The sequence below is a fragment of the Saccharothrix sp. S26 genome (assembly GCF_021390395.1).
GTDB lineage: Bacteria > Actinomycetota > Actinomycetes > Mycobacteriales > Pseudonocardiaceae > Actinosynnema.
This window is the reverse complement of record NZ_JAJUWT010000005.1, coordinates 119,913-144,390: the sequence shown is the minus strand read 5'-3', so window position 1 is coordinate 144,390 and position 24,478 is coordinate 119,913. Positions and strand designations below refer to the sequence as shown.

Genomic DNA, 24,478 nt, shown 5'->3' with positions numbered 1-24,478 from the left:
GCCGAGTGCCGGGCCCGCGCGGGGCGGATCGGGTGCAACCGGTGCGGCCTTCCGGGGCCTTGCGCAAGCTTGCGCACCGCCTTCGAGCACGACGGGGGCGTCGTCGCGCCGGAGGAACCCGCAGCCACGTGCCGCACCGGCCTGGTCCGGACGGCGGCCGCCGTGCCGCGAGCCGCACCGGGAGAATCGGGGTGTCGGAAGGGGGAGCACGGGTGCCGCGTCTGGAACGTCCGCTGGTCGAGGAGGACACGCCGGTGCGGAAGTTCGCGGGGGACCTGCGGCGGTTGCGGCGCGACGCCGGGCTGCCGTCCTACCGCGAGCTCGGTCGCCTGGCGAACTACTCGCCCGCCGCGCTGTCGGAGGCGGTGGCGGGGCGCAGGTTGCCGAGCCTCGCGGTCACGAAGGCGTTCGTGCGCGCCTGCGGGGGAGACGTCGAGGAGTGGACCGCCCGGTGGCGCGAGCTGGCCGCCGACGGCCCCGACCGGGGCGACGCGCCCTACGTGGGGCTGGCCGCCTACCAGGTCGCCGACGCCGACCGGTTCTTCGGCCGGGAGGCGGAGGTGGGCAGGCTGCTCACCTTGGTGCGCGAACGGCCGTTCGTCGGGGTGTTCGGCGCGTCCGGCGCGGGCAAGTCGTCCCTGCTGCGCGCGGGCCTGGCCGCCCGGTGGGGTGCGCACCTCATCGTCACGCCCGGCTCGGACCCGATCACCGAGCTGGCCGCGGCGCTGGCCGACGGCCGGTCCGCGGTCGAGGTCCGCGCCGAGCTGGCCGCCGACCCCGAGCACCTGCGCGTGCTGCTGCGCCGGTCCGCCGACGACCTGCTGCTCGTGGTCGACCAGTTCGAGGAGGTCTTCACGCTCTGCGAGGAGACCGACCGCCGGTGGCTGGTGCGGGCGCTCACCCACGCCGCCGGCGCGGCCCGCGTCGTGATCGGCGTGCGCGCCGACTTCTACGGCCACTGCGCGCGTCACCCGGAGCTGCTCGAGGCGCTGCACCTCTCCCAGGCCCTCGTCGGCCCGATGAACGCCGAGCAGTTGCGCCGCGCGGTCGTCGAACCCGCCGCCCGCCGGGGTGCTTCGCTGGAGAACGCGTTGGTGGCACGGCTGATCGCGGACGTCGCCGCCCAGCCGGGCGCGCTGCCGTTGGCCTCGCACGTGCTGGTCGAGACGTGGCGACGCCGCCGTGGAGCGGTGCTGACGCTGGCGGGTTACGAGGACGCGGGCGGCGTCGAGCACGCCCTGGCCCGCACCGCCGAACAGGTCTACGACGCGTTGCCCGAGCACGAGAAACCGGTGGCACGGCAGGTGTTCCAGCGCCTGGTCGCACCCGGCGACGGCACCGAGGACACCCGCCGCCGGGCCGCCCGCGCCGAGCTGGAGGCGAGCGACGCGCTGCTCGACCGGCTCGCCGCCGCCAGGCTGCTCACCCTCGACCGCGACACCGTCGAGCTGACCCACGAAGCGCTGCTGCGCGCGTGGCCGAGGCTCGTGTCCTGGCTGGACGAGGACCGCGACGCGCTGCGGGCCCTGCGCAGGCTCACCGGCGCCGCCGACGCCTGGCGCGCGCACGGCCGCGACCCGGACGCCCTCTACCGCGGCGCCCACCTCGACCAGGCGCGCCGCCTGCTGCCCCGCCTCAACGAGGCCGAGCGCGAGTTCGTCGAGGCGGGCCTGGCCGCCGAACGGGACCGGGAGGTGACGCGCCGGCGGGGCGTGCGCAGGTTGCGGCGACTCGTCGCCTGCCTGGCCGCGCTCGCCCTGCTGCTCGCCGCCACCGCCGCCTACGCGGTCACGGCGCAGCGCGCGGCCACCCGCGAGCGCAACCAGGCGCTGTCGTTGCGCGCCGCCGACACCGCCCTGGGCCTGCTGGCCCGCCCCCGCGACGCGGCGGCGCTCGCCCTGGCCGCGTACCGCGTCGCACCCACCACCCAGGCCCGTGACGCGCTCCTGCTCGCCCGTGCGGCGGGCACCGCCACCAAGCTGGGCGACGGCTACGCGTTGCCGCCCGGCCCCGTCTCGGTCACCCACGAACTCGGCCCCGACGCCAGGTCCACGGAGTTCACCTACCGCCTCTGGGTCGGCCCGGAGCAACGGCGGGCCGGTGCGGTGACCGTGCCGCGTGACGGCTTCCTGACCCTGCTCAGCGCGGACGGGCGCACCGCGCTCGCGGTGGCGGGCCCCGGCGAGCTCCACCTCTGGGACCTGCGCGACCCCGACGCCCCGCGCCGCACCGCCACGCTGACCGGGTGGCCGCTGCCCCAGGGCGTGGACGCGGCGGGCACCCTCATGGCGGCCGTCGAGGACGGCGGCGCGGTCCACTGGCGGCCCGGTGACACCACCCGCACCCGCCTGCCCGTCGAAGGCGTGGAGAACGTCGTGCCGCTGGACGACGGCACCGGCGTGGTCCTGTCCCGCCGTGACGGCGACCTCCGCCACGTGGAGGTGTGGTCGCTGGACGGCCGGGCGACCCCGGTGCTCAGCCGCCCCGCCCGGTTGGGGCTGGTGGCAGGCCCCGGACGGCTGCTCGCGGTGTCCGATGTGGACGCCGAGCGCCTCGTCGTGCTCGACGGCGCCACGACGCTGCTGGAGGCGGACGCGGTGCCGGAACGGGCGGTGGTCGAGTTCTCCCGCGACGGCCGGGCCGTCACCGCGGTGCACCGCGACTCGGTGTGGCTGTGGGATCTCGGCGGCGGTGCGCCGTTGGCGTTGCGCGCGCAGGGGGCGGAGTTCAACTGGGTGCGCTACGAGCGCGGGGAACTGCTGATGGTGGAGTCGCGGGGCGCGTTGTGGCGGCTCACGCCGGACGTCGACCGCGTGATCCGCGAGGTGTGCGCCGATCCGGTCGACGTCGACTGGGCGGCGCACTTCCCGGGTCTGCGGCGGCCACCGCTGTGCCCGTGACGGCGTCGGGCGGGAGGGCGGACACCCGCCCGACGCCTGCGGTGGACCGTCACCCGAGCCGGTAGGCCCGGATCACGGTCTGGCTCAACGCGCGGTCACCGCCGTCGTCGGCGTGCACGCGCAGCGAGACGAACGTCCCGGGCTCGGCGCGGTTGCCGACCAGCGCCGCCCGGCCGAGCACCGGCAGGCTCGTCCAGCTCACCCCGTCGTCGTAGGACACGTCCACCCGGAAGTTGCGCAAGGGCGGGTTGTCCACGCCCCGTTGCTGGTCCACCACGAGCGGCACGGTCAGCGGCCGGTGCGCGGGCGTGCTGCCCGTGCCGTCCAGCTCCGGGGTGAACCGCACCACCGACATCGGCAGCCGCCGTTCGCGGGTGGTCGTGCCCGAGCGGAACGTCCAGTCCACCTCGATGCGGGTGCTGAAGTCCGACACCTCCGGCGCGCGCGTCACCTCGGTCCGCACCCGGAACGACGCCGACCCCGACGGCACCGCGAACACACCGTGCCCGCTGCTGTCGTTCTCGCCGACCAGCTTCCCGTCGCGGTACAGCGCCGTGCGGGCGGACGTGGTCCGGGAGTACCCCTCGTTGCCGTCCCGGTCGCCGAACAACGACAGCGACACCGCGATCTCGTTCCCGGCGCGGGTCAGGTTCGGGTAGTCGCCGGAGTACATCACCGGGCCGATGACGGGCGCGCCGAACGACCGGTCGTAGGTCCGGCCCGCGCCGTACCGCTCCTGCTGTCCACTCATCAGCGCTCCTTCGTCGAAGAACAACGTCCGCCAGCCGACGTCCGCGGTGGTGTGCCTGGTCGAGGTGGGCCTGGCGGTGACGTCGGTGTAGAAGTACGGGCCGGGCGTCCCGGACCGCGACACCACGTGGCCCGCCAGGTCGCGCGGCCCGCCCACGTCCTTCAAGGCGATCGTGGTGCGCACCGTCGCCAGGTCGGAGGCACGCGGCTGGCGCACGAACCCGTCGGGCACGCGGCCCTGTTCGGCCCACCCCAGCCAGTAGTCGCCCGACGGGCCCGTGGACTGCGCGTACACGAACACGTCCAGCTCGCCGGCGGGCAGCGACGGTCCGGCGTGACCCACCCGCGTGCCGGGTGGGAAACCGCCGGGGTGGTGCACGGCCACGCTCGCGGTGTGCGCGCCGAGCCTGCGTTCGACCACCAGGCCGTGCCCGCCGGGGACGGCCGCCGGGTCGGGTGCGACGACCTCGATCGGCCCCGCCGGACGGGCGTCGAGCACCACGCGCGTCGCCGCGCGCACCCGCAGGTCGGGCCGCGTGACGATGGTGTGCGGGCCCTGCTCCGGGCCCAGCAGCGACTGCACCAGGTAGTCGCCCGCGGGCAGCCGCGCGTGGCCGTCCCGCACGTAGCTGTGCGCGCCGGTGGCCACGTTCACCAGCAGCGTGAGCCGCCTGCCCTCGGGCGCGCCCGGGTGGTCGAAGGTGACCGGGTAGCTCTCCGGCTCGCGGTTGAGCCCGACCGGTGTGCGCAGCACCTCCGCGCCGTCCGCGGTGGCGACCACCGAGGCGGAGTACGCGCCGTCCGCGCCGCTGAGCCTCGCATCACCCGTGACGGCGACCTCGGCGGTGCCGCCGGCCGGGACGGTGACCCGGGTGGGGGACACGGAGAACACGGGGTGCTCCGCGGGCACCGCGAGGTCCAGCGTGACGGGTTGCGCGCCGTCGTTGCGGTAGACCAGCGGCTTGGTGGCGGGCACGTCGTCGTCGTGCGGCCACTCGTGCCTGCCCAGCACCACCGACGACGGCTCGCTGGTGACCGTGGTGGTCAGTGCCGCCGCGATGTCCAGCCGGCCCGAACCCTGCTCGGACAGGCCCAGCGCCGGGTTGGGGCGGGCGGAGGCGGTCAACGCCGACTTGAGCCGCGCGCCGGTCCAGTCCGGGTGCCGTTGCGCGAGCAGCGCCGCGGCGCCGGCCACGTGCGGCGAGGCCATCGACGTGCCGGACAGGGCCATGTGGTGCTCACCGACCGGCGTGCCCAGGGGTGGGCCCGCGCTCGACCTGGCCGCGACGATGTCGACGCCGGGCGCGGTCAGGTCGGGCTTGACCGCGCCGTCGCCCGGCCTCGGGCCCCGGCTGGAGAAGTCGGCCAGGGCGTCCTCGCGGTCCACCGCGCCGACCGTCAGCGCCGAGTCGGCGGTGCCGGGGGACAGCACGGTGCCCGCCTCGGGCCCGGCGTTGCCCGCCGAGACGACGAACAACGTGCCGTGGCTCGCGGACAGGGCGTCCACGGCCGCTTCCACCGGGTCGACGTCGTCGGTCGGGGTCAGGCCCAGGCTGACGTTCACCACGTCCGCGCCCTGCTCCGCGGCCCAGCGCATCCCCTCGATGATCGCCGACTCCGGGCAGAACCCCGCCCGGTCGCACACCTTCGCGTCGAGCAGCCGCGCGTCCGGCGCGACACCCCGGTACGGCGCGCGGCGGCCCGCGATGGTGGCGGCGACGTGCGTGCCGTGGCCGTAGTGGTCGACCCCGTCCCCTTCGGCGGTGAAGTCGCGCTCGGCGGCCACGCCGCCGACCAGGTCGGGGTGCTCGCCGTCGACGCCGGTGTCGACGACGGCGACGGTCACGCCCGCGCCGGTCAGCCCCGCCGCCCACGCCGCCGGCGCGCCGACCTGCGCGGTGCTGCGGTCCAACAGCGGCCGGGCCACCCCGTCCAGCCACACCTTCCCGGGACCGGTGGGCACCTCCCGCCACCCGGTCGCCTTCGGCACCTCGGCCGCCACCGCGTCCACCGCGGGCAGCGCCTCGGCCACCCGTGCACCCGACGGCGGGCGGCCACCGGCGACGATCACCGGCACGGTGTCGCGCCGCGCGTCGTCGTAACCGGCCAGGACCAGCCCGGTGACGTCGAACAGCCGGTGGTCCACCCGGCCCTCGGCCAGGGCCGCGGCCACGTCGGTGGGGACGACCCGCAGCCGACCGCCGTGCCGGGTGACCTGGAAGGAGACGCCCTCGCGGTGCTCGCCGGGGGTGATCGAGACGAGCCGGTCGCCGGCGAGCACGACCCGGTCGCCGGTGACGAGCGTGACCGTCGCCCGGTCGCCCGGGACGTCGGCGGGTGGACCGGTCGTGCCCGGTGCGGCGTGGGCGGGCGCCGCCGTCGCCGCCAGCACGGCGGTCAACGCCAGCGCCACTGCTCTTCGCGCCACGGAACCTCCCTGTTCGTGGGAGAGCCCGTGCCGCGGACGGTGTGCGCGGCACGGGCTCGGTGAACGGTCCCGAGTCAAGCCGCGCGGCGGGTGTTCAGGTTCGGTCTTCGCGCACTGAACAACGAGTTGTGAACACCGGGAGCCCGGACGCGGGTGATCCGGTCACCCTCGACCCCGAACGCGTACCAGGCGGGCCGCGTCAGGTCGTGGAGGTCTCCCGCAGCCGGCCGTCTTCCAGGCGGAGGCGGCGGTCGATGTTGATCTCGGCCAGGAACCGCTCGTCGTGGCTCACGACGACGAACGCGCCGCGGTAGGCGTTGAGCGCCCGCTCCAGCTGCCCGGCGCTGACCAGGTCGAGGTTGTTCGTCGGCTCGTCCAGCAGCAGCAGTTGGGGCGCGGGTTCGGCGAACAGGACGCACGCCAGGGTCGCGCGCAGCCGTTCCCCGCCGGACAGGACGCCGACCGGGAGGTGTGCCCGCGCGCCGCGGAACAGGAAGCGGGCCAGCAGGTTCATCCGGTCCGCGGGCGGCATCGTCGGGGCGGACGCGGCCAGGTTCTCGGCGACGGTGAGGGTGGCGTCGAGCAGGTCCAGCCGCTGGGACAGGTAGGCGATGCGGCCGTCGGCCCGCTTGACGTCGCCGCCGTCGGGTTCCCGGTCGCCGTGGATGATCCGCAGCAGGGTGGACTTGCCGACGCCGTTGCCGCCGGTGAGCGCGATCCGCTCGGGGCCCCGGATCGCCAGGTCCGCGCCCTCGCCCGCGAACAGCTCCCGGTCGCCGTAGCTCGCCCGCAGGCGTTCGCCCAGGAACAGCGTGCGCCCGGCGGGCACGGCGGTCTGCGGCAGCTCCAGCACGATCTTCTGGTCGTCGCGCAACGCGCGCTCGGCCTCGTCCAGCTTGGCCTTGGCCGCGCTCACCCGTGCCGCGTGCGTGCCGCTCGCCTTGCCCGCCGACTCCTGCGCGTTGCGCTTCATGGTCCCGGCGAAGATCCGCGGCAGCCCCGCGTTGCCCAGGTTGCGCGCCGCGGTGCTCGCCCGGCGCGCGGCGCGTTCCCGGGCCTGCTGCATCTCCCGCTTCTCGCGCTTGAGCTCCTGCTCGACGCTGCGGACGTTCTTCTCGGCGACCTCCCGCGCCGCCTCGACCGCGCGTTCGTACTCGGTGAAGTTGCCGCCGTAGTAGCGCACTTGGCCGCCCTCGATCTCGGCGACGCGGTCCACCCGGTCGAGCAGGGCGCGGTCGTGGCTGACCACGAGCAGGCAGCCCGGCCAGTCGTCCAGCACGGCGTAGAGCCTGCCGCGCGCGTCGAGGTCCAGGTTGTTGGTCGGCTCGTCCAGCAGCAGCACGTCCGGCCGCTTGAGCAACTGCGCGGCCAGGCCGAGGGAGACGACCTGGCCGCCGCTGAGCGTGTGCAGGCGGCGGTCCAGGGCCAGGTCGCCCAGGCCCAGCCGGTCGAGCTGGGCGCGGGTGCGCTCCTCGACGTCCCAGTCGTTGCCGATGGTGGTGAAGTGCTCCTCGTCGACGTCACCGGACTCGACGGCCGCCAGGGCGCGCAGGACCGGGGCGATGCCCAGCACCTCGGCGACGGTCGGTTCGCCGCTCAACGGCAGGTCCTGGGGCAGGTAGCCGAGCACGCCGTCGACGGTGACGCTGCCCGCCGAGGGCCGCAGCTCGCCCGCGATCAGCTTGAGCAGGGTCGTCTTGCCGGCTCCGTTGGGCGCGACGAGCCCGGTGCGGCCGCTCGGGACGGTGAAGGACAGCCCGTCGAACACGGGGGTGTCGTCGGGCCAGGAGAAGGACAGACCGGACACGACGACGCAGGTTTCGGACATGGGTGAAAGACCTCGGGTGCGGTGCGGCACGACGGCGCGCAGCAGCGGAAAGGTGGACGACTCAGCCGGCCACGGCACACGCCGGTGACCGATCACATCCGGGGCTCACCCGGAGATGTCGTCTTCACCAATCACGTCGAGTCTCCCTTGAGCGGCTATCCGCCACCCCACGATAGCAGGCGCGGATCATCCGGGTGCGCCGGGTGGCGGCGAGGCGAACCGGACGCGGATCGTCCGGATGCGGGCATACCGTGCGCCGACCAGACCGCACCCGACCCGGAGGAAGACCTCACCGTGGACATCCTGCTCATCGCCGGCCTCTGGCTCGACGGCTCCGCGTGGGACGACGTCGTGCCCGCGCTGGAGGCGCTCGGCCACCGCCCCGTGCCGCTCACCCTGCCGGGCCAGGGCGACGGCGACGCGTCCGCCACGCTGGACGACCAGGTGGCCGTCGTGCTCGCCGCCGTGGACGCGTCACCCGGCGAGGTGCTGGTGGTGGGCCACTCCGCCGCGTGCACGCTGGCGTGGCTGGCCGCCGACGCCCGACCGGACCGGGTCGCCGGGCTGGTGCTCGTCGGCGGCTTCCCGGCGCGCGACGGCACGCCGTACGCCGACTTCTTCGAGGTGCGCGACGGCGTCATGCCGTTCCCCGGCTGGGCACCGTTCGACGGGCCCGACTCCGCCGACCTGGACGACGACGCCAAGCGCGCCTTCGCGGACGCCGCGATCGCTGTCCCCGAAGGGGTGGCGCGGGGCGTGGTGCGGCTGACCGACGACCGCCGCTTCGCCGTGCCCGTCCTGCTGGTGTGCCCCGAGTACAGCCCGGCCCAGGCCAAGGGGTGGATCGACGCGGGCGAGGTGCCGGAGCTGGCCGAGGCCCGGCACGTCGACTACGTCGACCTCGACTCGGGCCACTGGCCGATGATCACCCGGCCGGTCGAGCTGGCCCACCTCGTCGCGGCCGCCGCCACCGGGTCCTGACCCGGCCGACCGTCACGCGAGGTGGTGGAACCGGGACGCCGCCGCGGTCAACGCGTCCACGCACGCCCTGATCGCGCCCCGGTCGTCGTCCTCGGCGCGGTTGACGGCGTAGATCGTGCGGTTGAGGGCCGGGCGGGTGGCGACGAACCGCACACCCTCGGGCACGGAGTCGCGGCCGAGGCGGGGGATCGCGGCCACGCCCACGTTGCCCGCCACCAGGGCCAGCTGCGTCGGGTAGCTGCCGACGGTGCAGCTGACCCGCGTGCCCACGCCCTCCTGCCGCAGCACGTGCGTGAGCCAGTCGTGGCAGCTCGACCCGGCGCTCCAGGCGATCCACGGCAGGTCGTCCACCTCGGCCAGGTCGACGACCTTGCGGTGCGCCAGGCGGTGGCCCGCGGGCAGGGCGAGGTCGGCGACGTCGGACAGCAGCGTGGTCCGCGACGTCGACGGCGGCACGGTGGTGGGCCGATGCTCCCAGCTCTCCAGCACCGCCACGTCCAGCCTGCCGTCGACCACCAGCGGCAGGGTCTCCTCGGCCTCGCCCTCGTGCAGGGTCACGTCCAGGCCGGGGTGCTGGGCGCGCAGCGTGGCGAGCACGGGCGGCAACAGGGCGTGCACGGTGGTGGGGATGGCGCCGACGCGCAGGGGACCGGTGACGTCCTCGCGCAGCAGCTCCAGGTCGGACCTGGCCTGCTCGACCCGGGCCAGGATCGCCGCCGCGTGACCCGCCAGCACGTGCCCGGCGGTGGTGAGGCGGACCGTGCGGCCGTGGGGTTCCAGCAGGCGCTGCCCGGCCTCCCGTTCCAGCTTCGCCAACTGCTGCGACACGCCGGACGGCGTCACGTGCAGCGCCGTCGCCGCCGCCGCGACCGTCCCGTGGGTCGCCACGGCGTGCAGGGCACGCATCCGCTCCAAGCCGAACACATCAGCGATGCTACCGGGTTCCGCTCACGAACATTCGCTTGTCCTTGATGGTCGCAGCACCGAGGGTGGATCGGTGACCACGACCGCACTCCGTCCCGCGCCGCCCGCCGCCACGAGGGTCAACCCGGCGCTGCTCGCCCTGGCGGGCAGCTTCTGCATCGCGTTGTCGTCGGTGTTCATCAAGGTGTCCGGCACGACCGGCAGCACGAGCGCGTTCTGGCGCTGCCTGTTCTCGCTGCCCGTGCTGGCCGTCCTGGTGTGGTGGGAACGCCGTCGGGGCACGACGCGGCGGCGCGTGCTGCTGCCGCTGCTGGCGGGCGTCGGGCTCGGCGTGGACTTCGTGCTGTGGGGCGACGCGATCGGGCTGGTCGGCGCGGGCATCGCGACCGTGCTGCTGTCCGTGCAGGTGGTGATCGTGCCCGCGGTGGCGTACCTGCTGTTCCGGGAGCGGCCCTCGAACCGGTTCCTGTACGCCGCACCCGTGCTGCTGGGCGGGATCGTGCTCGCGGGTGGTCTGGCGGGCACGCCCGCGTTCGGGCCCGACCCGGTCCTGGGCGCGGTGCTCGCGCTGGGCGCGGGCGTGGGGTTCGCCGCCTACCTGGTGCTGATGCGGCGCAGCACGGGCCCCGGCGCGCGCGACCACACGTTGTTGCTGGCCACCGCGTCTGCGGGGGTGGTCGCGGTGGCGATCGGCGTGCCGACCGACCGGCTGGACCTGTCACCGGGGTGGCCCGCGCTGGGCTGGCTGGTCGCGCTGGCGCTGATCGGGCAGATCGTGGGCTGGCTGCTGATCTCCACGGCGCTGCCCCGGCTGTCCAGCGCCACGGGCGCGACGATGATGCTGCTGCAACCGGTCGGCGCGATCCTCATGGGTGTGGTGCTGCTGCACGAGCGGCCGAGCGCGCCGCAGCTCGTCGGCTGCCTCGTGGTGCTCGCCGCCGTCGCCTTCGTCAGCGTCGGATCGCGCCGGTGACCGGGTTCCGCTCGGAGCGGAACCGCTGCCCACGGCCGGCCGACGTGCGTCAGGATGGCGGCATGGCCGACGTCCTCCCCTTCGACCGCACCCGCGCCCGCACCCCCGACCCCGAGCCGGAACCGCTGTGGCGCGAGGTCCTGGGCCGCAGCCTGCGCGCGGCCCGCGAGGAGCGCGGCAGCCGCCTGGTCGACGTCGCCGAACGGGCGGGCATCTCGCCGCAGTACCTGTCGGAGATCGAACGCGGGCGCAAGGAGCCGTCCAGCGAGATGATCGCGGCGGTGACCGGCGCGCTCGGCGTCGGGCTCGGCGACCTGCTCGCCGACATCGCGGGCGACGTGCGGCGGCGGCCCGGCGCGGGTCCCGCGGTCGGGCGACGTCCGGCGGGACCCGTGCTCATGGCCGCCTGACGCCTCAGGCGCGGTGCTCCAGGACGTGGTCGGCGAGCCCGTACGCGACCGCGCCCGCCGCGTCGAACACGCGGTCGCGGTCGGTGTCGTGCCGTAGCTGCTCGACGTCACGACCGGTGTGCAGGGAGAGGATCTCCTCCAACTGGGCGCGCACCCGCACCACCTCGTCGGCTTGCAGGATGAGGTCCGGGATCGTGCCGCGGCCCTGCGCCGCCGGCTGGTGCAGCACCACCCTGGTGTGGGGCAGCACGAAGCGGTGCCCGGGCCGGCCCGCCGCCAGCAGCACCGCGCCCGCCGCGACCGCCTGGCCGACGCACGTCGTGGCCACCGGTGCCTTGATGTAGCGCATGGTGTCGTACAGCGCGAGCATCGCCGACGGGTCGCCGCCTTCGCTGTTGATGTAGAGGTTGATCTCGCGGTCCGGGTTGTCCGCCTCCAGGTGCAGCAGCTGGGCGATCAGCGCGTTGGCCACGCCGGAGTCGATCGCCGTGCCGAGGTAGACGATCCGCTCGGCGAGCAGGTGCGAGTAGACGTCCATGATCCGCTCGCCGTTGACGCTGCGGGTGATCACGTTGGGGATCGTGTAGGTGCTCATGCGCGGACCCCCGTCCGCGGGCCGAGGCCGAGTTCGTGCGCGCGCACCGGCACGACCTGGTCGAGGCGGTCGACGACGTGGTCGATGAAGCCGTACTCCAGCGCCTGCGCGGTGGTGAACCAGCGGTCGTGCAACGAGTCGGCGAAGATCCGGTCGATCGGCTGCCCGGTGTCCTGCGCGATCAGCCCGAGCACCGTGTCGCGGGTGTGCCGCAGGTCGTCGGCCTGCACCTGCACCTCGACCGCCGACCCGCCGATCCCCGCGGAGCCCTGGTGCATCAGGATCCTCGCGTGGGGCAGGGCGAAGCGCTTGCCGGGCGTGCCCGCCGACAGCAGGAACTGGCCCGCGCTGCACGCGAGCCCCAACGCGAACGTGGCCACGTCGCACGGCACGAGCCGCATCACGTCCCGGATCGCCAGCATCGCCGGGACCGACCCGCCCGGTGAGTGGATCCACAGCGCGACGTCCTTGTCGGGGTCCTCGGCGGCCAGGGACAGCAGTTGGGTGGCCAGCACGGTCCCGTTGTCGTCGTCCAGCGGTCCGTCGAGCACGAGCACCCGCCGGCTGAAGAACCGCTCCCGGAGCCGGTGGTCGAACAGGGGTGGCTTGTCGTAGTCGCTCATGCCTTCGACGATGCCGACTCGCCGGTGCCGTGCGCGCGTCGCGCTGCTGTGGGCAGATCAGCCCTCGGCAGGGCGGGTCGGGGTGCCGGGCGGACCGGGCACCCCGACCCGCGCTGTCACTTCGCCACGACCAACGGGACCTCGACGAACGTCCCGGCCGCGTCGGCGGTGCGGGCGGCGGTGGTGGTGGGTTGGAAGCGCCGCAGCTTCGGGTCACCGGCGGGCGTGCGGAAGGCGACTACCCACGTGTCGGCCGCGAGGGAGAGCGTGGGGTCCACCGCGCTCTCGTACTCGTACTGCGTGATCTCCGTCCACGGCAGCCACGTGCCGCTGCCGGGGTTGGCCTGGCCGGTGCGGTAGACGAAGCCGTCCGAGCCGCGCACCGCGACCTGGAGCGTGCCGTTCGGGGCCATGATCGCGCTGGGCGTGCCGACCGCCGTGACGCCCGGCGGCGTCGTGGCCGGCAGCACCGTCCACGCGGTGGCACCCGTCCGCTTGGTCCAGACCTGGCCGTCGTCGGCGCGGGTGAACCACACCTCGCCGGCGCCGTCGGGCAGCGGCACGCTCGTCGCCAGCGCGCCGGCCGGGTTGCCGAGCGAGGTCCACGGCGACGGCGGCACGCGCAGGGTCACCTCGGCCGAGGCCGAGATCCAGTAGGTGTAGGTCACGCCGTTGACGCCCAGCGCCGTGAGCCGGATGCCGCTGCCGTCGGCGCGGGCCTCCAGCGGTCCGGCCGGGGCGACCGGCAACGGGTTCTGGTAGGTGTGCCTGCGCCAGGCGTGGATCGAGGCGTTGAGCACCCGCTGCGGCTTGACCCAGATGTAGCCCTGCTCGTCCAGCGCCACGAACGTCACCAGGTCGTTGGTCGTGCGCACGAGGCGGGGGCTGGTCTTCATCCGGCCGGCGAAGTAGGACAACCCGTTCCACACGCCGGGGGAGGTCTGCAAGGAGCCGCGGGCGTCGGCGTCCGTGCCGTGCGCGTAGAGGCGGAGCTGCCCGTTCTCGTTCTCCGCGTACGACGGCTTGCCGGTGAAGCCCGCGTACCCGGGGATCACGGCGAACCCGTTGGGGTTGACGTTGTACAGGTCGCGGATCTCGCCGTGCACCAGCCGGCCCTCGGTGTTGACGTAGCCGTACTGGAGGTAGCCGTTGCCGGTCTTGGCCAACACGGCGGGCGCGGCCCGGTCCGCGGTCACCGCGGGGCGCTGCGGTTCGTTCGTCGTCGTCAGCTTGCAGTCGTCGGTCGTGGCGACGGTGGCGGGGTCGGCCGCCCACCCGCCGTTGCCGATCTCCCGGCCGGAACCGGTGGCCAACCCGGAACCGACGACGTAGCGGTACCAGAGCATCTGCCCGGTGGGTCGCACGGCGTACAGCACGTCGCCGCCGGGCGAGAAGATCTTGACGAACCCGCCCCAGTCGCCGCTGCCGACCATCGTGGAACCGGACAGGCGCTGCGACCCGGCGTGGTACTCGTAGCGGTACAGGAAGCCGCTGGTCGTGCGGGCGTAGAGGATCCCGTTGCCGGCGGCCGTGATCATGTCGTACTGGTCCCAGCCGGCGTCGAGCACGGCCTCCTGCCAGGTGCCGGTGGTCTCGTTGTAGCTGCGCCACCGCAGGAAACCACTGGGGTCGACGGCGTAGAAGTGGCCGAGCGAGTCGACGGTGAACTTGTTGCGGTAAGCCGCATTGCGATAGGTGGTGAACCCCGTCCCGATCACGGTGTAGGCGCTGGGCCCGCCGCCCTCCCAGGCACCGTTCGCCCACCGGCGCCGGTGCAGCTCACCGGTCTCGCTGACGGTGTAGATCCGGCCGTCGGGACCGCCCCACGTCGACTGCCCCCACCCCGACCCGAGTTCCTGACCGGTCTGCCAGCTCGCCACGCCGGTCTCCGGCTCGTGGTGGCCCCACAGGAACAACCGGCTGTCGGGCACGACGGTGAAGATCGACGCCGTGGTGCGGCACTGCAGGGAGTCGGCCGCCTGCGCGGTGATCGGGTCGATGACGGCGGAGGTCGCCGTCAGCGCGGCGGTCAACGCCAGCACGGCGGGCAGGAGCCTGCCGTGCGCGGGTCTGTGTCGCATCGCTCCCCCAAGGAGGTCGGGCAGCCCGGTCGCTGCCGGGGCGAAGCATGAGCGCCGTGGGCGGTGCGCGCAAGGATCCGAAGTGCGGGCTGTCCTGCGGCGGGACAAATCCTTGCCGCCCGCGAAATCCGGCCCACATACTTGCGCCGGCTCGCCACCGGTCCGAGGGGGACCGGGCTCTCCGGGCGGTCCCTCAGGGGAAGGATCACGTGGTGAGACCACGTCGTGCTGCTCTGCGCCTGTCCCGTCGTAGCCTCACGTTGGCGCTCGTCGGTGCCCTGGTCCTCGGCCTGATGGGTACCGCGCTCGCGGTCGTGTTCGTGGAGCAGCGCCAACGGCAGCAGTCCGGTGCCGCGCTGCCCGGCCACGGCCCGGCGCAGCAGTGGGGTGACGCACCGGGATCGGTGGACGCCAAGGCGGTCAACAAGGCCGAGCCCGTGTCGTTGCAGTCGCAGTTCCCGAAGATCGAGGGGCAGGCGGAGCCGAACCCGCCGACCAACGAGGTCCGGGTCGCCGAGCCCGAGCCCCGGCAGGTGCGGGGCTTCGAGGAAGGTTCCAGCCGCGAGTTGGTGGAGCGCCGCACCGACCGGTCGCGGACCTTCGCCAACGGTGACGGCACGTTGACCACCGAGGTGAGCCAGGATCCCTTGTACCACCGGGGTCCGGACGGTTCGTGGACGCCGGTGGACCCGACCGCGGTGCCCGACGGCGACGGGTGGCGCAACAAGTCCGACCGCGTGGACGTGCGGCTGGCGAACACCGCCGACGCCTCGCCGTTGGTGCGGATGGCGTTGGGGGACAAGGCCGTTTTCGGGTTCTCGCTCAAGGACGCGGCACGCGGCACCGGCCAGGCGGAGGGCTCGCGGGTCACGTACCCGGCGGTGCGGCCGAACGTGGACCTGCGGTTGGACCTCCAGTCCGGCGGGATCAAGGAGACGCTGGTCCTGCACTCGGCGGACACACCCCGCTCGTTCGACTTCCCGTTGCACCTCGAGGGCTTGACCGCGAAGCTGGTCGACGGCGGGGTCGAGCTGGTCGACGCGGCGGGCGAGCGGCGCGGGGTGATCCCGGCCGGGCACATGGAGGACTCCCACGACGGCCCGGCGGGTCCGGCGTACTCGGCGGGCGTGCGCTACGAGCTGGTGGACGGCGTGCTGCGGGTCCACCTGGACCGCGACTGGCTGGCCGACCCGGCGCGGCGCTACCCGGTGCTGGTGGACCCGACGGTGACCACGGTGGAGTCACCGGCGAGCATGTACGTGCAGCGGCAGAGCAACAACCAGAACTTCAGCAACGCCGCCGGGCAGGAACTGCGCGTGGGCACCGTCCGCGACGGCAGCGTGACCATCCACACGGCGAGCTACCTGTCGTTCCCCGGCATCGAGAACTCGTTGGCCCACCACAAGATCTTCGGCGCGTCGTTGGCGCTGACCAACTTCCACTCCTACTCCTGCAACCCCCGGCCGGTGACCGTGCACCCGGTCACGGTGCCGTGGACGGCGAGCGGCGGGCACACGTTCCCGGGTCCGTCCTACGGGGAGGAGCTGGAGAGTTCCTCGTTCGCCTACGGCTACATCGCGCCGGGGCAGACGCGGTCGAACTGCCCGCAGGCCACGGCCGGCATCCAGTTGGGTGCCAAGGGGCGCGACCTGGTGCAGCGGTGGGTGAGCGGTCAGCAGGCCAACTACGGCCTGACGGTGCGGGCGTCGGAGAGCGACCAGTTCGGCTGGAAGAAGTTCTACGGCCACGGCACGGCGAACAAGCCGCGCCTGTTCATCACCCACACCCCCTACGACGCGTCCTACCGGATCGACCGGCCCACGCCGCAGCCGCCGCTGCTCAAGGGCGGCCAGCCGGGCAAGGTCGGCATCACGGTGACCAACCACGGCGCGACGACGTGGACGCCGGGCGAGTACGTGCTGTCCTACCGGCAGTTCTCGGCCAACGGCGCGCCGATGGTGCAGGTCAACGACTCCGCGTTCCTGCCGAACGAGGTGCCGCGCGGGCACTCGGTGTCGTTGGAGGCGTCGATCCTGCCGCCGGCGGACTGGGGGCAATACACGTTCGAGTTCAGCATGCACCGCAAGGGCCACGCCTACTTCGTGGACGAGCAGATCGCGCCCGCGGCGCTGGTGCTGGAGATGAAGAACGTGCCGCCGGTGCTGCGCGCCCAGTACCCGCCCAACGGCTACTCGACGCCGACGTTGACGCCGACGTTGTGGGCCAACGGCCTCGACATCGACAACGGCGGCGCGGGCCTGTCCTACCGGTTCGTCGTGTGCGACAAGGCCAACACGACGTCCTGTGTGGACTCCGGTTACCAGGCCAGTCCGTCGTGGACGGTCCCGGCCGGGTCGTTGCGGTGGAGCAAGACCTACCAGTGGAACGCGTACGTGAAGGACTCCGGTGGCGCGGAGAGCGCGCCGGTGCAGGCCAGCGCCCTGTTGACCGCGGTGCCGCAGCCGGAGATCACCGCGCACCTGGGCAACGCCCCCTACAGCGGCAAGGCCGGCGACGTGGACGCCCAGGTCGCCAACTACCGCACCAGCGCCATCGACGCCTCCGTGGGCAACACCGGGCCGCCGCTGACGGTGACCCGCACCTACAACAGCCTCGACCCGCGCCGTGACCTGCTGTTCGGCACGGGCTGGACCAGCCAGTTCGACATGCGCGCGGTGCAGGACCAGGACGGCACCGGCAACGTCGTCGTCACCTACCCCGACGGCGGGCAGGTCCGCTTCGGCCACCACGGCGACGGCACCTACGCCCCGCCGCCCGGCCGGTACGCCACGCTGTTCCGCAACGCCGACAACGGCTGGACGCTGGTGGACAAGAACGCCACCGGTTACCACTTCCGCGCCGACGGCAAGCTCACCCGCATCACCGACAACGCGCTGCGCTCGGTCGAGCTGGTCTACGACACCGCGGGCAAGCTGAGCCAGGCCCGCAGCCCGGTCACCGGCCGCTACCTGACGTTCACCTGGACCGGCGCGCACGTCACCGCCGTCAGCACGAACCCGGTCAACGGCACCACGCCGACGTGGCGCTACACCTACGACGGCGACAAGCTGACCAAGGTCTGCGACCCGCGCAACGGGTGCGCGACCTACGACCACACCACCGGTTCGCACTACCGCACCGCGGTGCTGGACAGCCGGCCGTCGTCGTACTGGCCGCTGGGCGACACCGGCGGCAAGGCCGCCAGCCAGGTCGGCGTCAACGTGGGCAAGGACTTCGGCACCTACGTCGACGTCCAGCAGAGCAGGCCCGGCGCGCTCGCCGGGTCCGCCGACACGGCCGCCGGGTTCGACGGGGTGAAGTCGCGCCTCACCCTGCCCGACCACGCGATCAGCAAGAACCGCAACGCCAGCCTGGAGCTGTGGTTCCGCACCACCGGTTCCGGTCCGCTGGCCGCGTTCCAGAACAAGGCCTTCGACCAGACCGGCCACACCGCCACCGTCCCCGTGCTCTACGTGGGCACCGACGGCAAGCTGCGCGGCCAGTTCTGGACCGACCGCACCACCCGGATCCCGCCCATCACCACCGCGGGGGCGGTCAACGACGGCCAGTGGCACCACGTGGTGCTGTCGGCGCAGGTCGGCTCGCAGGCGCTGTACCTCGACGGCGCGAAGGTCGGCGACCTGGCCGGCGTCGTGAACAACCTCGACCTCACCCACGGCCAGCTCGGCGCGGGCATCTCGTTCAGCCCGGCCGCGGACTGGCCCGCCTGGAGCACCGGGTCGAAGTGGTTCTTCCAGGGCGACATCGACGAGGCGGCCGTCTACGCGCAACCGCTGGGCCTCGACCAGGTCCGCGCGCACCACGCCGCCCGCGCCGCCGCCGACCAGGTCGCCAAGGTGACGCTGCCGACCGGGCGGGTCGCGGCCGAGCTGCGCTACGACACCGCGCAGGACCGCGTGGTCGAGTACCTCGACGGCGACGGCGGCACCTGGAAGTTCGGCACACCGGTCATCACCGGCAACGACACCAACCTGGTGCGCACCGTGCGGGTGACCGACCCGGGCAACCGCAACCACTTCTACGACTTCGACCCGCTGCGCGGCCGCGTCCTGCGCCAGCTCTCACCGTTGGGCATCTCCACCAGGTCCGAGGACACCCCGCCCGACACCACCGCGCCACCCACCACCACGACGACGTGCGCGCCGGTGCCGGGCGGCAGCTTCTGCGACGTCCCCATCGGCGGTGGCGGCGGGTTCGTCGACGTCGAGTTCCAGGGCGTGCGCACCTTCGGCTACGACGAGTCCGGCTTCCAGACCACGATCACCGACGAGACCGGCCGGCAGATCGTGCTGGCCCACGACGACCGCGGCAACGTCAAGTCCCGCAAGACCTGCCGCGCCATCGGCAACTGCCAGACCGCGCACTACAGCTACTACCTGAACCCCAACGACGCCACCGACCCCCGCAACGACCGCCTGCTCGAACACCGCGACGCCCGCTCGTCGGGCCCGACCGACAACCGCTATCGCACCGCCTACGCCTACACCACGCGCGGCGACCTGGTCTCGCAGACCACCGCGGACGGCGGCGTGGTGTCCCACACCTACACCGACGGCGGCGAACCGGGCTTCGACGGCGGCAACCAGCCGCCCGGCCTGGTCAAGACCAGCCGCGACGCCGAGGGCGGCGAGACCCGCTACTCCTACTACCGCACCGGTGACCTGGCCGAGGTCCGCGCGCCGTCCGGGCTGCGGACCGTGCACACCTACGACGCCGTGGGGCGGCTGCTCACCACCAAGGTGTTCTCCGACGCCCACCCGCAGGGCGTGACCGCCACCCACGTCTACGACGAGCTGTCGCGCGTGGTCCGCGTCACCGAGCCGCCGACGGTCAACGCGATCACCGGCGTCACCCACACCCGCCGCACCGACGTCGAGTACGACGCCGACGGCCGCCAGGTCCGCATCGAGGTCAGCGACCTCAGCGGGGGCGACGAGCCCCGCGTCAACACCGTCTCCTACGACCGGCACGGCCGGGTCGAGCGGATCACCGACCCGGCGGGCGGTGAGACCAGCCACGGCTACGACGCGTTCGGCAACGTCACCTGGACCGTCAACGCCAACGGCGTGCGCCACGAGTTCGCCTACACCGCCCGCAACGCGCTGTCGGAGGTGCGCCTGCGCGGCTGGAACGGCGACCCCGAAGGCGCGCCGGCCCTGCCGGACGGCTACCTCGTGCTGGAGTCCCGCACCTACGACGGCGCGGGCAGGCTGGTGCGCACCACCGACGCCATGCAGCGCACCGAGGTCCGCGAGTACTACGACGACGACCTGCTCCGCTCGCGCAAGATCCTCGGCTACGCACCGCCCGGCGGCACCAAGCCCCAGATCGAGCTCGAGCGCAACACCTACGACGCCGCCGGCAACCTGACCGAGCAGCGCGTGGCCGGCGGCCTGGTGACGACCTATGAGTACGACGCGGTGGGCCGCCGGACCGCGTCCACCGCCGACCCGACCGGGCTCAACCGGCGCACGGCGCTGGAGTACGACCGCAACGGCAAGGTCAAGCGGGTCACCCGCACCGGCAACGACTCCAACACCGGCACCACCGGCAGCGGCGAGGCCGAGGTCGTCGACTACACCTACGACATCGCGGGCCGCCGCACCGGCGAGGCCACCCGGCTGGGCACCTCCTCGCTGGTCACCAGGTACGGCTACGACCAGCGCGGCCTGATCACGTCGGTGACCTCGCCGCGCGGCAACGAGACCGGCGCCGACCCGGCCGCGTACACCACCTCGTTCAGCTACGACGCGGCCAGCCGGCTGGTCGGCGTCCAGCAGCCGCCGGTGGCGGTGGAGTCCGGCGGCGGCGACCCGGTCGTCACCCGTCCGGAGTCCAAGACCGGGTACAACGCGTTCGGCCAGGTCACCGAGTCGCGTGACGCCAACGGCAACGTCACCCGGTTCGAGGTCGACCGCCTCGGCCGCGTGGTGCGCGCCCACAGCCCCGGCTACACGCCGCCGGGCCAGACCACGGCGATCACCGCCTCCAGCGAGATCGCCTACGACCCGGTGGGCAACGTGGTCCGCACCACCGACCCCCGTGGCGCGGTCACGCGGTTCCGCTACGACCAGCTCGACCGCCTGGTCGAGCGGACCCAGCCGAAGGCCGACGCGCCCACCGAGTCCGCCGGCTCGTGGCTGCACACCTACACCCGCACCGGCGAGCCGCTGTCCACGGTGGACCCGTCCGGCGGGCGCACCGAGTCCACCTACGACGGCTTCGGCCGCCGGATCACCTCCAGCGTGCTGGAGCGGTACCCGGCGACCACGCTGACCAGCGACTACGAGTACGACGACGCCGGGCGGCCGGTCAAGGTCACCTCGCCGGGGCGCAACGCGGCGACGCTGGAGTACGACGTGCTCGGGCAGGTGGTCCGCTCCACCACGGCGGCGGGCGTGACCACGCAGTACGGCTACGACCTGACGGGTCGGGTGGTCCGCGTCTCCGACGCGCTCGGCCGCACCTCCCGGTCCGGTTACGACACCGCGGGCCGGCTCACGTCCACCCGGCAGCTCGGCGCGAGCGGCACGCTGATCGGCCGCAGCTCGTTCGGCTACGACGCCGACGACAACCTCGTCACGTCCACCGACCCGTTGAACCGGCAGACCACCTACACCCGTGACGCCCTCGGACGGCTCGTGCGGCAGGTCGAGCCGGTCGCCGACGGGCAGGCGATCACCACCACGTTCGGCTACGACGCGGCGGGCCACACCACCCGGTTCACCGACGGTCGCGGCAACAAGACCGTCTACACGGTGAACGCACTGGGTCTGAACGAGTCCGTGGTCGAGCCCGCCACCGCGGCCCACCCGGACCCGGCGGACCGGACGTGGACGACCACCTACAACGCGGCCGGCGACGCGGTGGGCCTGCGGGCGCCCGGCGGCGTCACGCGTGCGCGCACGTTCGACGCGCTGGGCAGGCTGACCCTGGAGACCGGCGCGGGCGCCGAGGCCGCCACCGCCGACCGCGCGTTCCGCTACGACGTGCTGGGCCGCCTGGTCGGCGTGCAGGGCGTCGGCGGCGAGAACACCTTCACCTACAACGACCGCGGCGCGCTGCTCACCGCGGCCGGGCCCGGTGGCGCGTCGACGCGCCAGTACGACGCGGACGGCCTGCCCACCTCCCGCACCGACGCGTCGGGCACCACCGTGACGACCTACGACAAGGGACGTCCGGCGACCGTCACCGACGGCCTGACCGGCCTGACCCAGACCTACGGCTACAACGCCGCCGACCAACTGGAGAAGATCGGGTACGGCGCGGGGCGCGAGCGGGTGTTCGGCTACGACGACGCCGGCCGCCTCGCGTCCGACACCGTCGCCGGCCGCCAGACCACCTACGGCTACGACAAGAAGAACCGGCTGACCGCCAAGACCACCCCGGCCGGCGCGAACACCTACGGCTACGACCACGCGAACCGGCTCACGTCGTGGACCTCGCCCACCGGCACGGTCGCCTACGAGTGGGACGCGGCGGGCAACCGCATGAAGGCGGGCGACCAGACGTCCACCTACGACGAGCGCAACCGCCTGCTGACCGAGGGCTCGCAGTCCTACACCCACAGCGCGCGGGGCACCCTGGCGTCGAAGGCGGGCGGCGAGACGTTCTCCTTCGACGCGTTCGACCGCATGACCCGGCAGGGCGCGCGGAACTACGCCTACGACGGCCTCGACCGCGTTGCCACCCGCAACGGCCAGGTCTTCACCTACGGCGGCCGGTCCAACGAACTGGTCTCCGACGGCACGTCGACCTACTCGCGCGGCGGGGGCGACCAACTGCTGGCCATCGGCCGGGGCGAGGTCGAACGCCTGACCGTGAGCGACCGGCACGGCGACCTGGTCGCCACGCTGGACCCGACCGGCCCGATGACCGCGCCCGCGGACACCGCGACCTTCGACCCGTTCGGCCGCCCGGTCGCCACCACGGGCACCAAGCAGTCCATCGGCTTCCAGGGCGACTGGACCGACCCGGACTCGGGCCAGGTCAACATGACCGCTCGCTGGTACAGCCCGGGCAGCGGCACCTTCGCCTCCCGCGACGACTACCCGCTGTCCAGCTCCCCGTCCGGCCTGTCCAACCGCTACGCCTACGGCCTGGGCTCACCTCTGGACTACGCCGACCCGGACGGTCACTTCCCGTGGCTCATCGTCGGCGTGGTGGCCGCTGTCGTCGGCATCGCCGTCGGCTCGTCCTACGTGGCCGGGAAGGCAGGGCCCGCCCCGCAGCCGGAGCGGTTCTCGCCCTGCTCGCGGTGCGGGATGAAGCCCGACGGCGACTCACCGTCGCAGGGCTACACACCACCGCCGCCGGGGCAGACGTCGCAGGTCGGTGGGACCGTGAAGCCGGGTGGCAGCGGCAAGCCCGGTGGCGGCAAGCCGGGCGGCTCGGCCCAGGCCGGCCCCAGCCCGACCGACATCGCCCGCCAGCAGGCCAAGGAGTTCGGGAGCAAGAACCCGCTGCCCGTGCCCCAGGCCCTGACCCAACCGCTGTACGGCACCGACAACACCCCGCCGGTGTCGTCGTCCCCGAACGTCGCTTCCCAACAAGTGGCCGTCTACGCCAACCCGGTCGATGACGTGAACAGCTCGTACTCGGCGGTGTACGCGAACCTGCTGGAGCAGAACGGCTCCGTGATCCAGAACGTGTCGGCGACGTTGCAGTCGCCGGCCTGGCTGACGCAGCAGTCGAGCTCGGACTGCTGGGCCTGGACGTGGGTCTGCCAGGCCGGCGGGGTCGTGATGGGGTTCGGCGAGGCGGCGAAGGACAGCGCCGTGGCGGCGTACGACTCGGCTCGGGAGTGCGTCGGAGATCTGTTGGAATGCGGTCTCGGAGCGGCGAGCACGGCCCAATCGATCCTCAGCGATCCCCTCGGTTCCGCCTGGGCGCTCTGGGGTGCCATCACCAAGCCCACCGAGGACGAGCTGGCGCAGGGCAACTACGGACGGGCCATCGGCCGCAGCCTGTGGGCCGCGGTGGAGATCGTCGGCGGCGGCGGTCTGGTGGCCAAGCTGCCGAAGCTGGGCAAGCTCGTGGGCAAGGGCGGCATGCCGAAGTGGCTGAAAGACTGGGACGGCGCGGCCGAGGTACGGGAGGTGCGTGCGGAACTGGCCAGAACCGGGCGGACGGTCCGCTCTGATGCCACCGTCGCGGTCGCCAGGTTCGAGATCAACGGGGAAGAGGGCAGGCTGATCGCGCACAGCGGCGCGAAGTCCAAAGAGGGCACCGTCGGTGCACCCGACAACCCGCGGTTCACCCCGCAGGCGGGAGCCGTCGTGCGCCCGTACGACGCCGAGTACAAGATCCTCGAGCAGCTCGCCAAGGATCTCCCGCCCGGCGCGACGGGGACGATTAGGATCCACGCGGACCACGCGACCGAGAACTGCGCCGCGTGCGTCAGCGTTGGGCGCCAGTTCGAGGAAGCTACCGGCATCAAGGTGGTCATGACGTATGGGTGAGCCGACGGTGGACGTCGAGGAGTTCGCCACCGCGCTGGTGGAGATGAAGCTGGCCTACCCGCACCAGCTGCGTGGGTGCGGCGAGGACGATGTCGCCCAGGTGGTCGAGTCGGCGAACGGCTTCCCCCTGCCGGAGCACTACCTCGCGTTCCTGCGCAGGCTCGGCCGGGAAGCCGGGCGGTTGCTCCTGGGCACCACCTTCTTCTACCCGGACGTGCTGCGGGTGCCCGCGGCGACGGCGGAGTTCATCGCCGACGCCGCACCGGACCTGCGCACGGAGGGCCGGTTCTTCTTCGCGATGCACCAGGGTTACCAGTTCTACTTCTTCGACCGGGACCACCCGGGCGAGGTCTTCCTCTACACCGAGGGCGATGAGGAACCGGTCGTGGTGGGCGCGACGCTCATCGAGTACCTGTGGCGCGAGGCCGAGGGGGCATCCGCGGTGTCGGGGTTGCGGCTCCACGGCGACCGGTACCCCTCCTGACCGAGGCGACCACCACCCC

At 73.4% G+C, this 24,478-nt stretch carries 12 protein-coding genes; 6 read left to right on the top strand and 6 right to left on the bottom strand.

Annotated elements, in window-relative coordinates; translation table 11 throughout:
- The first annotated feature begins 212 nt into the window (after positions 1–212).
- Positions 213–2,900: an XRE family transcriptional regulator gene (locus LZG04_RS09600; RefSeq protein WP_233815409.1), complete on the top strand. Its 2,688-nt coding sequence runs from the start codon at positions 213–215 to the stop codon at positions 2,898–2,900.
- A gap of 49 nt (positions 2,901–2,949) precedes the next feature.
- Here LZG04_RS09600 and LZG04_RS09595 read toward each other — a convergent pair whose 3' ends face one another.
- Together LZG04_RS09595 and abc-f are read right to left on the bottom strand one after the other, a co-directional pair.
- Positions 2,950–6,078, bottom strand: a complete 3,129-nt coding sequence (locus LZG04_RS09595) for a S8 family serine peptidase (protein ID WP_233815407.1) — start codon at positions 6,076–6,078, stop codon at positions 2,950–2,952.
- Between the two features lie 199 nt (positions 6,079–6,277).
- Entirely contained in the window at positions 6,278–7,906 is a 1,629-nt protein-coding gene (abc-f, locus tag LZG04_RS09590; protein WP_233815404.1) for a ribosomal protection-like ABC-F family protein, read from the bottom strand.
- Positions 7,907–8,200: 294 nt separating this feature from the next.
- Between abc-f and LZG04_RS09585 the strand changes: the two genes are divergently transcribed.
- A complete protein-coding gene (locus tag LZG04_RS09585) occupies positions 8,201–8,887 on the top strand; it encodes an alpha/beta fold hydrolase (RefSeq protein ID WP_233815402.1) in 687 nt (228 codons plus the stop codon).
- 12 nt (positions 8,888–8,899) lie between these two features.
- Here the strand turns inward: LZG04_RS09585 and LZG04_RS09580 are convergent, their stop codons facing one another.
- A complete protein-coding gene (locus LZG04_RS09580) occupies positions 8,900–9,811 on the bottom strand; it encodes a LysR substrate-binding domain-containing protein (protein WP_233815401.1) in 912 nt (303 codons plus the stop codon).
- A gap of 73 nt (positions 9,812–9,884) precedes the next feature.
- Here LZG04_RS09580 and LZG04_RS09575 point away from each other — a divergent pair, with 73 nt between their 5' ends.
- Both LZG04_RS09575 and LZG04_RS09570 read left to right on the top strand, forming a co-directional pair.
- On the top strand, positions 9,885–10,784 hold the full coding sequence (locus LZG04_RS09575) for a DMT family transporter (RefSeq protein ID WP_233815400.1): 900 nt from the start codon (positions 9,885–9,887) through the stop codon (positions 10,782–10,784).
- Between the two features lie 62 nt (positions 10,785–10,846).
- A complete protein-coding gene (locus LZG04_RS09570; protein ID WP_233815399.1) occupies positions 10,847–11,194 on the top strand; it encodes a helix-turn-helix domain-containing protein in 348 nt (115 codons plus the stop codon).
- Positions 11,195–11,198: 4 nt separating this feature from the next.
- Here the strand turns inward: LZG04_RS09570 and LZG04_RS09565 are convergent, their stop codons facing one another.
- From LZG04_RS09565 to LZG04_RS09555, 3 genes are all read right to left on the bottom strand, one after another.
- On the bottom strand, positions 11,199–11,789 hold the full coding sequence (locus LZG04_RS09565; RefSeq protein ID WP_233815398.1) for a ClpP family protease: 591 nt from the start codon (positions 11,787–11,789) through the stop codon (positions 11,199–11,201).
- On the bottom strand, positions 11,786–12,412 hold the full coding sequence (locus LZG04_RS09560) for a ClpP family protease (RefSeq protein ID WP_233815397.1): 627 nt from the start codon (positions 12,410–12,412) through the stop codon (positions 11,786–11,788). Before LZG04_RS09560 ends, LZG04_RS09565 begins: the two co-directional genes overlap by 4 nt.
- Before the next feature lie 116 nt (positions 12,413–12,528).
- Positions 12,529–14,493, bottom strand: a complete 1,965-nt coding sequence (locus tag LZG04_RS09555; protein WP_233815396.1) for a tachylectin-related carbohydrate-binding protein — start codon at positions 14,491–14,493, stop codon at positions 12,529–12,531.
- Between the two features lie 212 nt (positions 14,494–14,705).
- Here LZG04_RS09555 and LZG04_RS09550 point away from each other — a divergent pair, with 212 nt between their 5' ends.
- Positions 14,706–23,975 (top strand): DNRLRE domain-containing protein, encoded by a 9,270-nt coding sequence (locus LZG04_RS09550; RefSeq protein WP_233815395.1) that lies wholly within the window; start codon positions 14,706–14,708, stop codon positions 23,973–23,975.
- Positions 23,968–24,459 carry an SMI1/KNR4 family protein gene (locus LZG04_RS09545; protein ID WP_233815394.1) on the top strand — a complete coding sequence of 164 codons (492 nt, stop codon included), beginning with the start codon at positions 23,968–23,970 and terminating at the stop codon, positions 24,457–24,459. Before LZG04_RS09550 ends, LZG04_RS09545 begins: the two co-directional genes overlap by 8 nt.
- Positions 24,460–24,478: the final 19 nt, after the last annotated feature.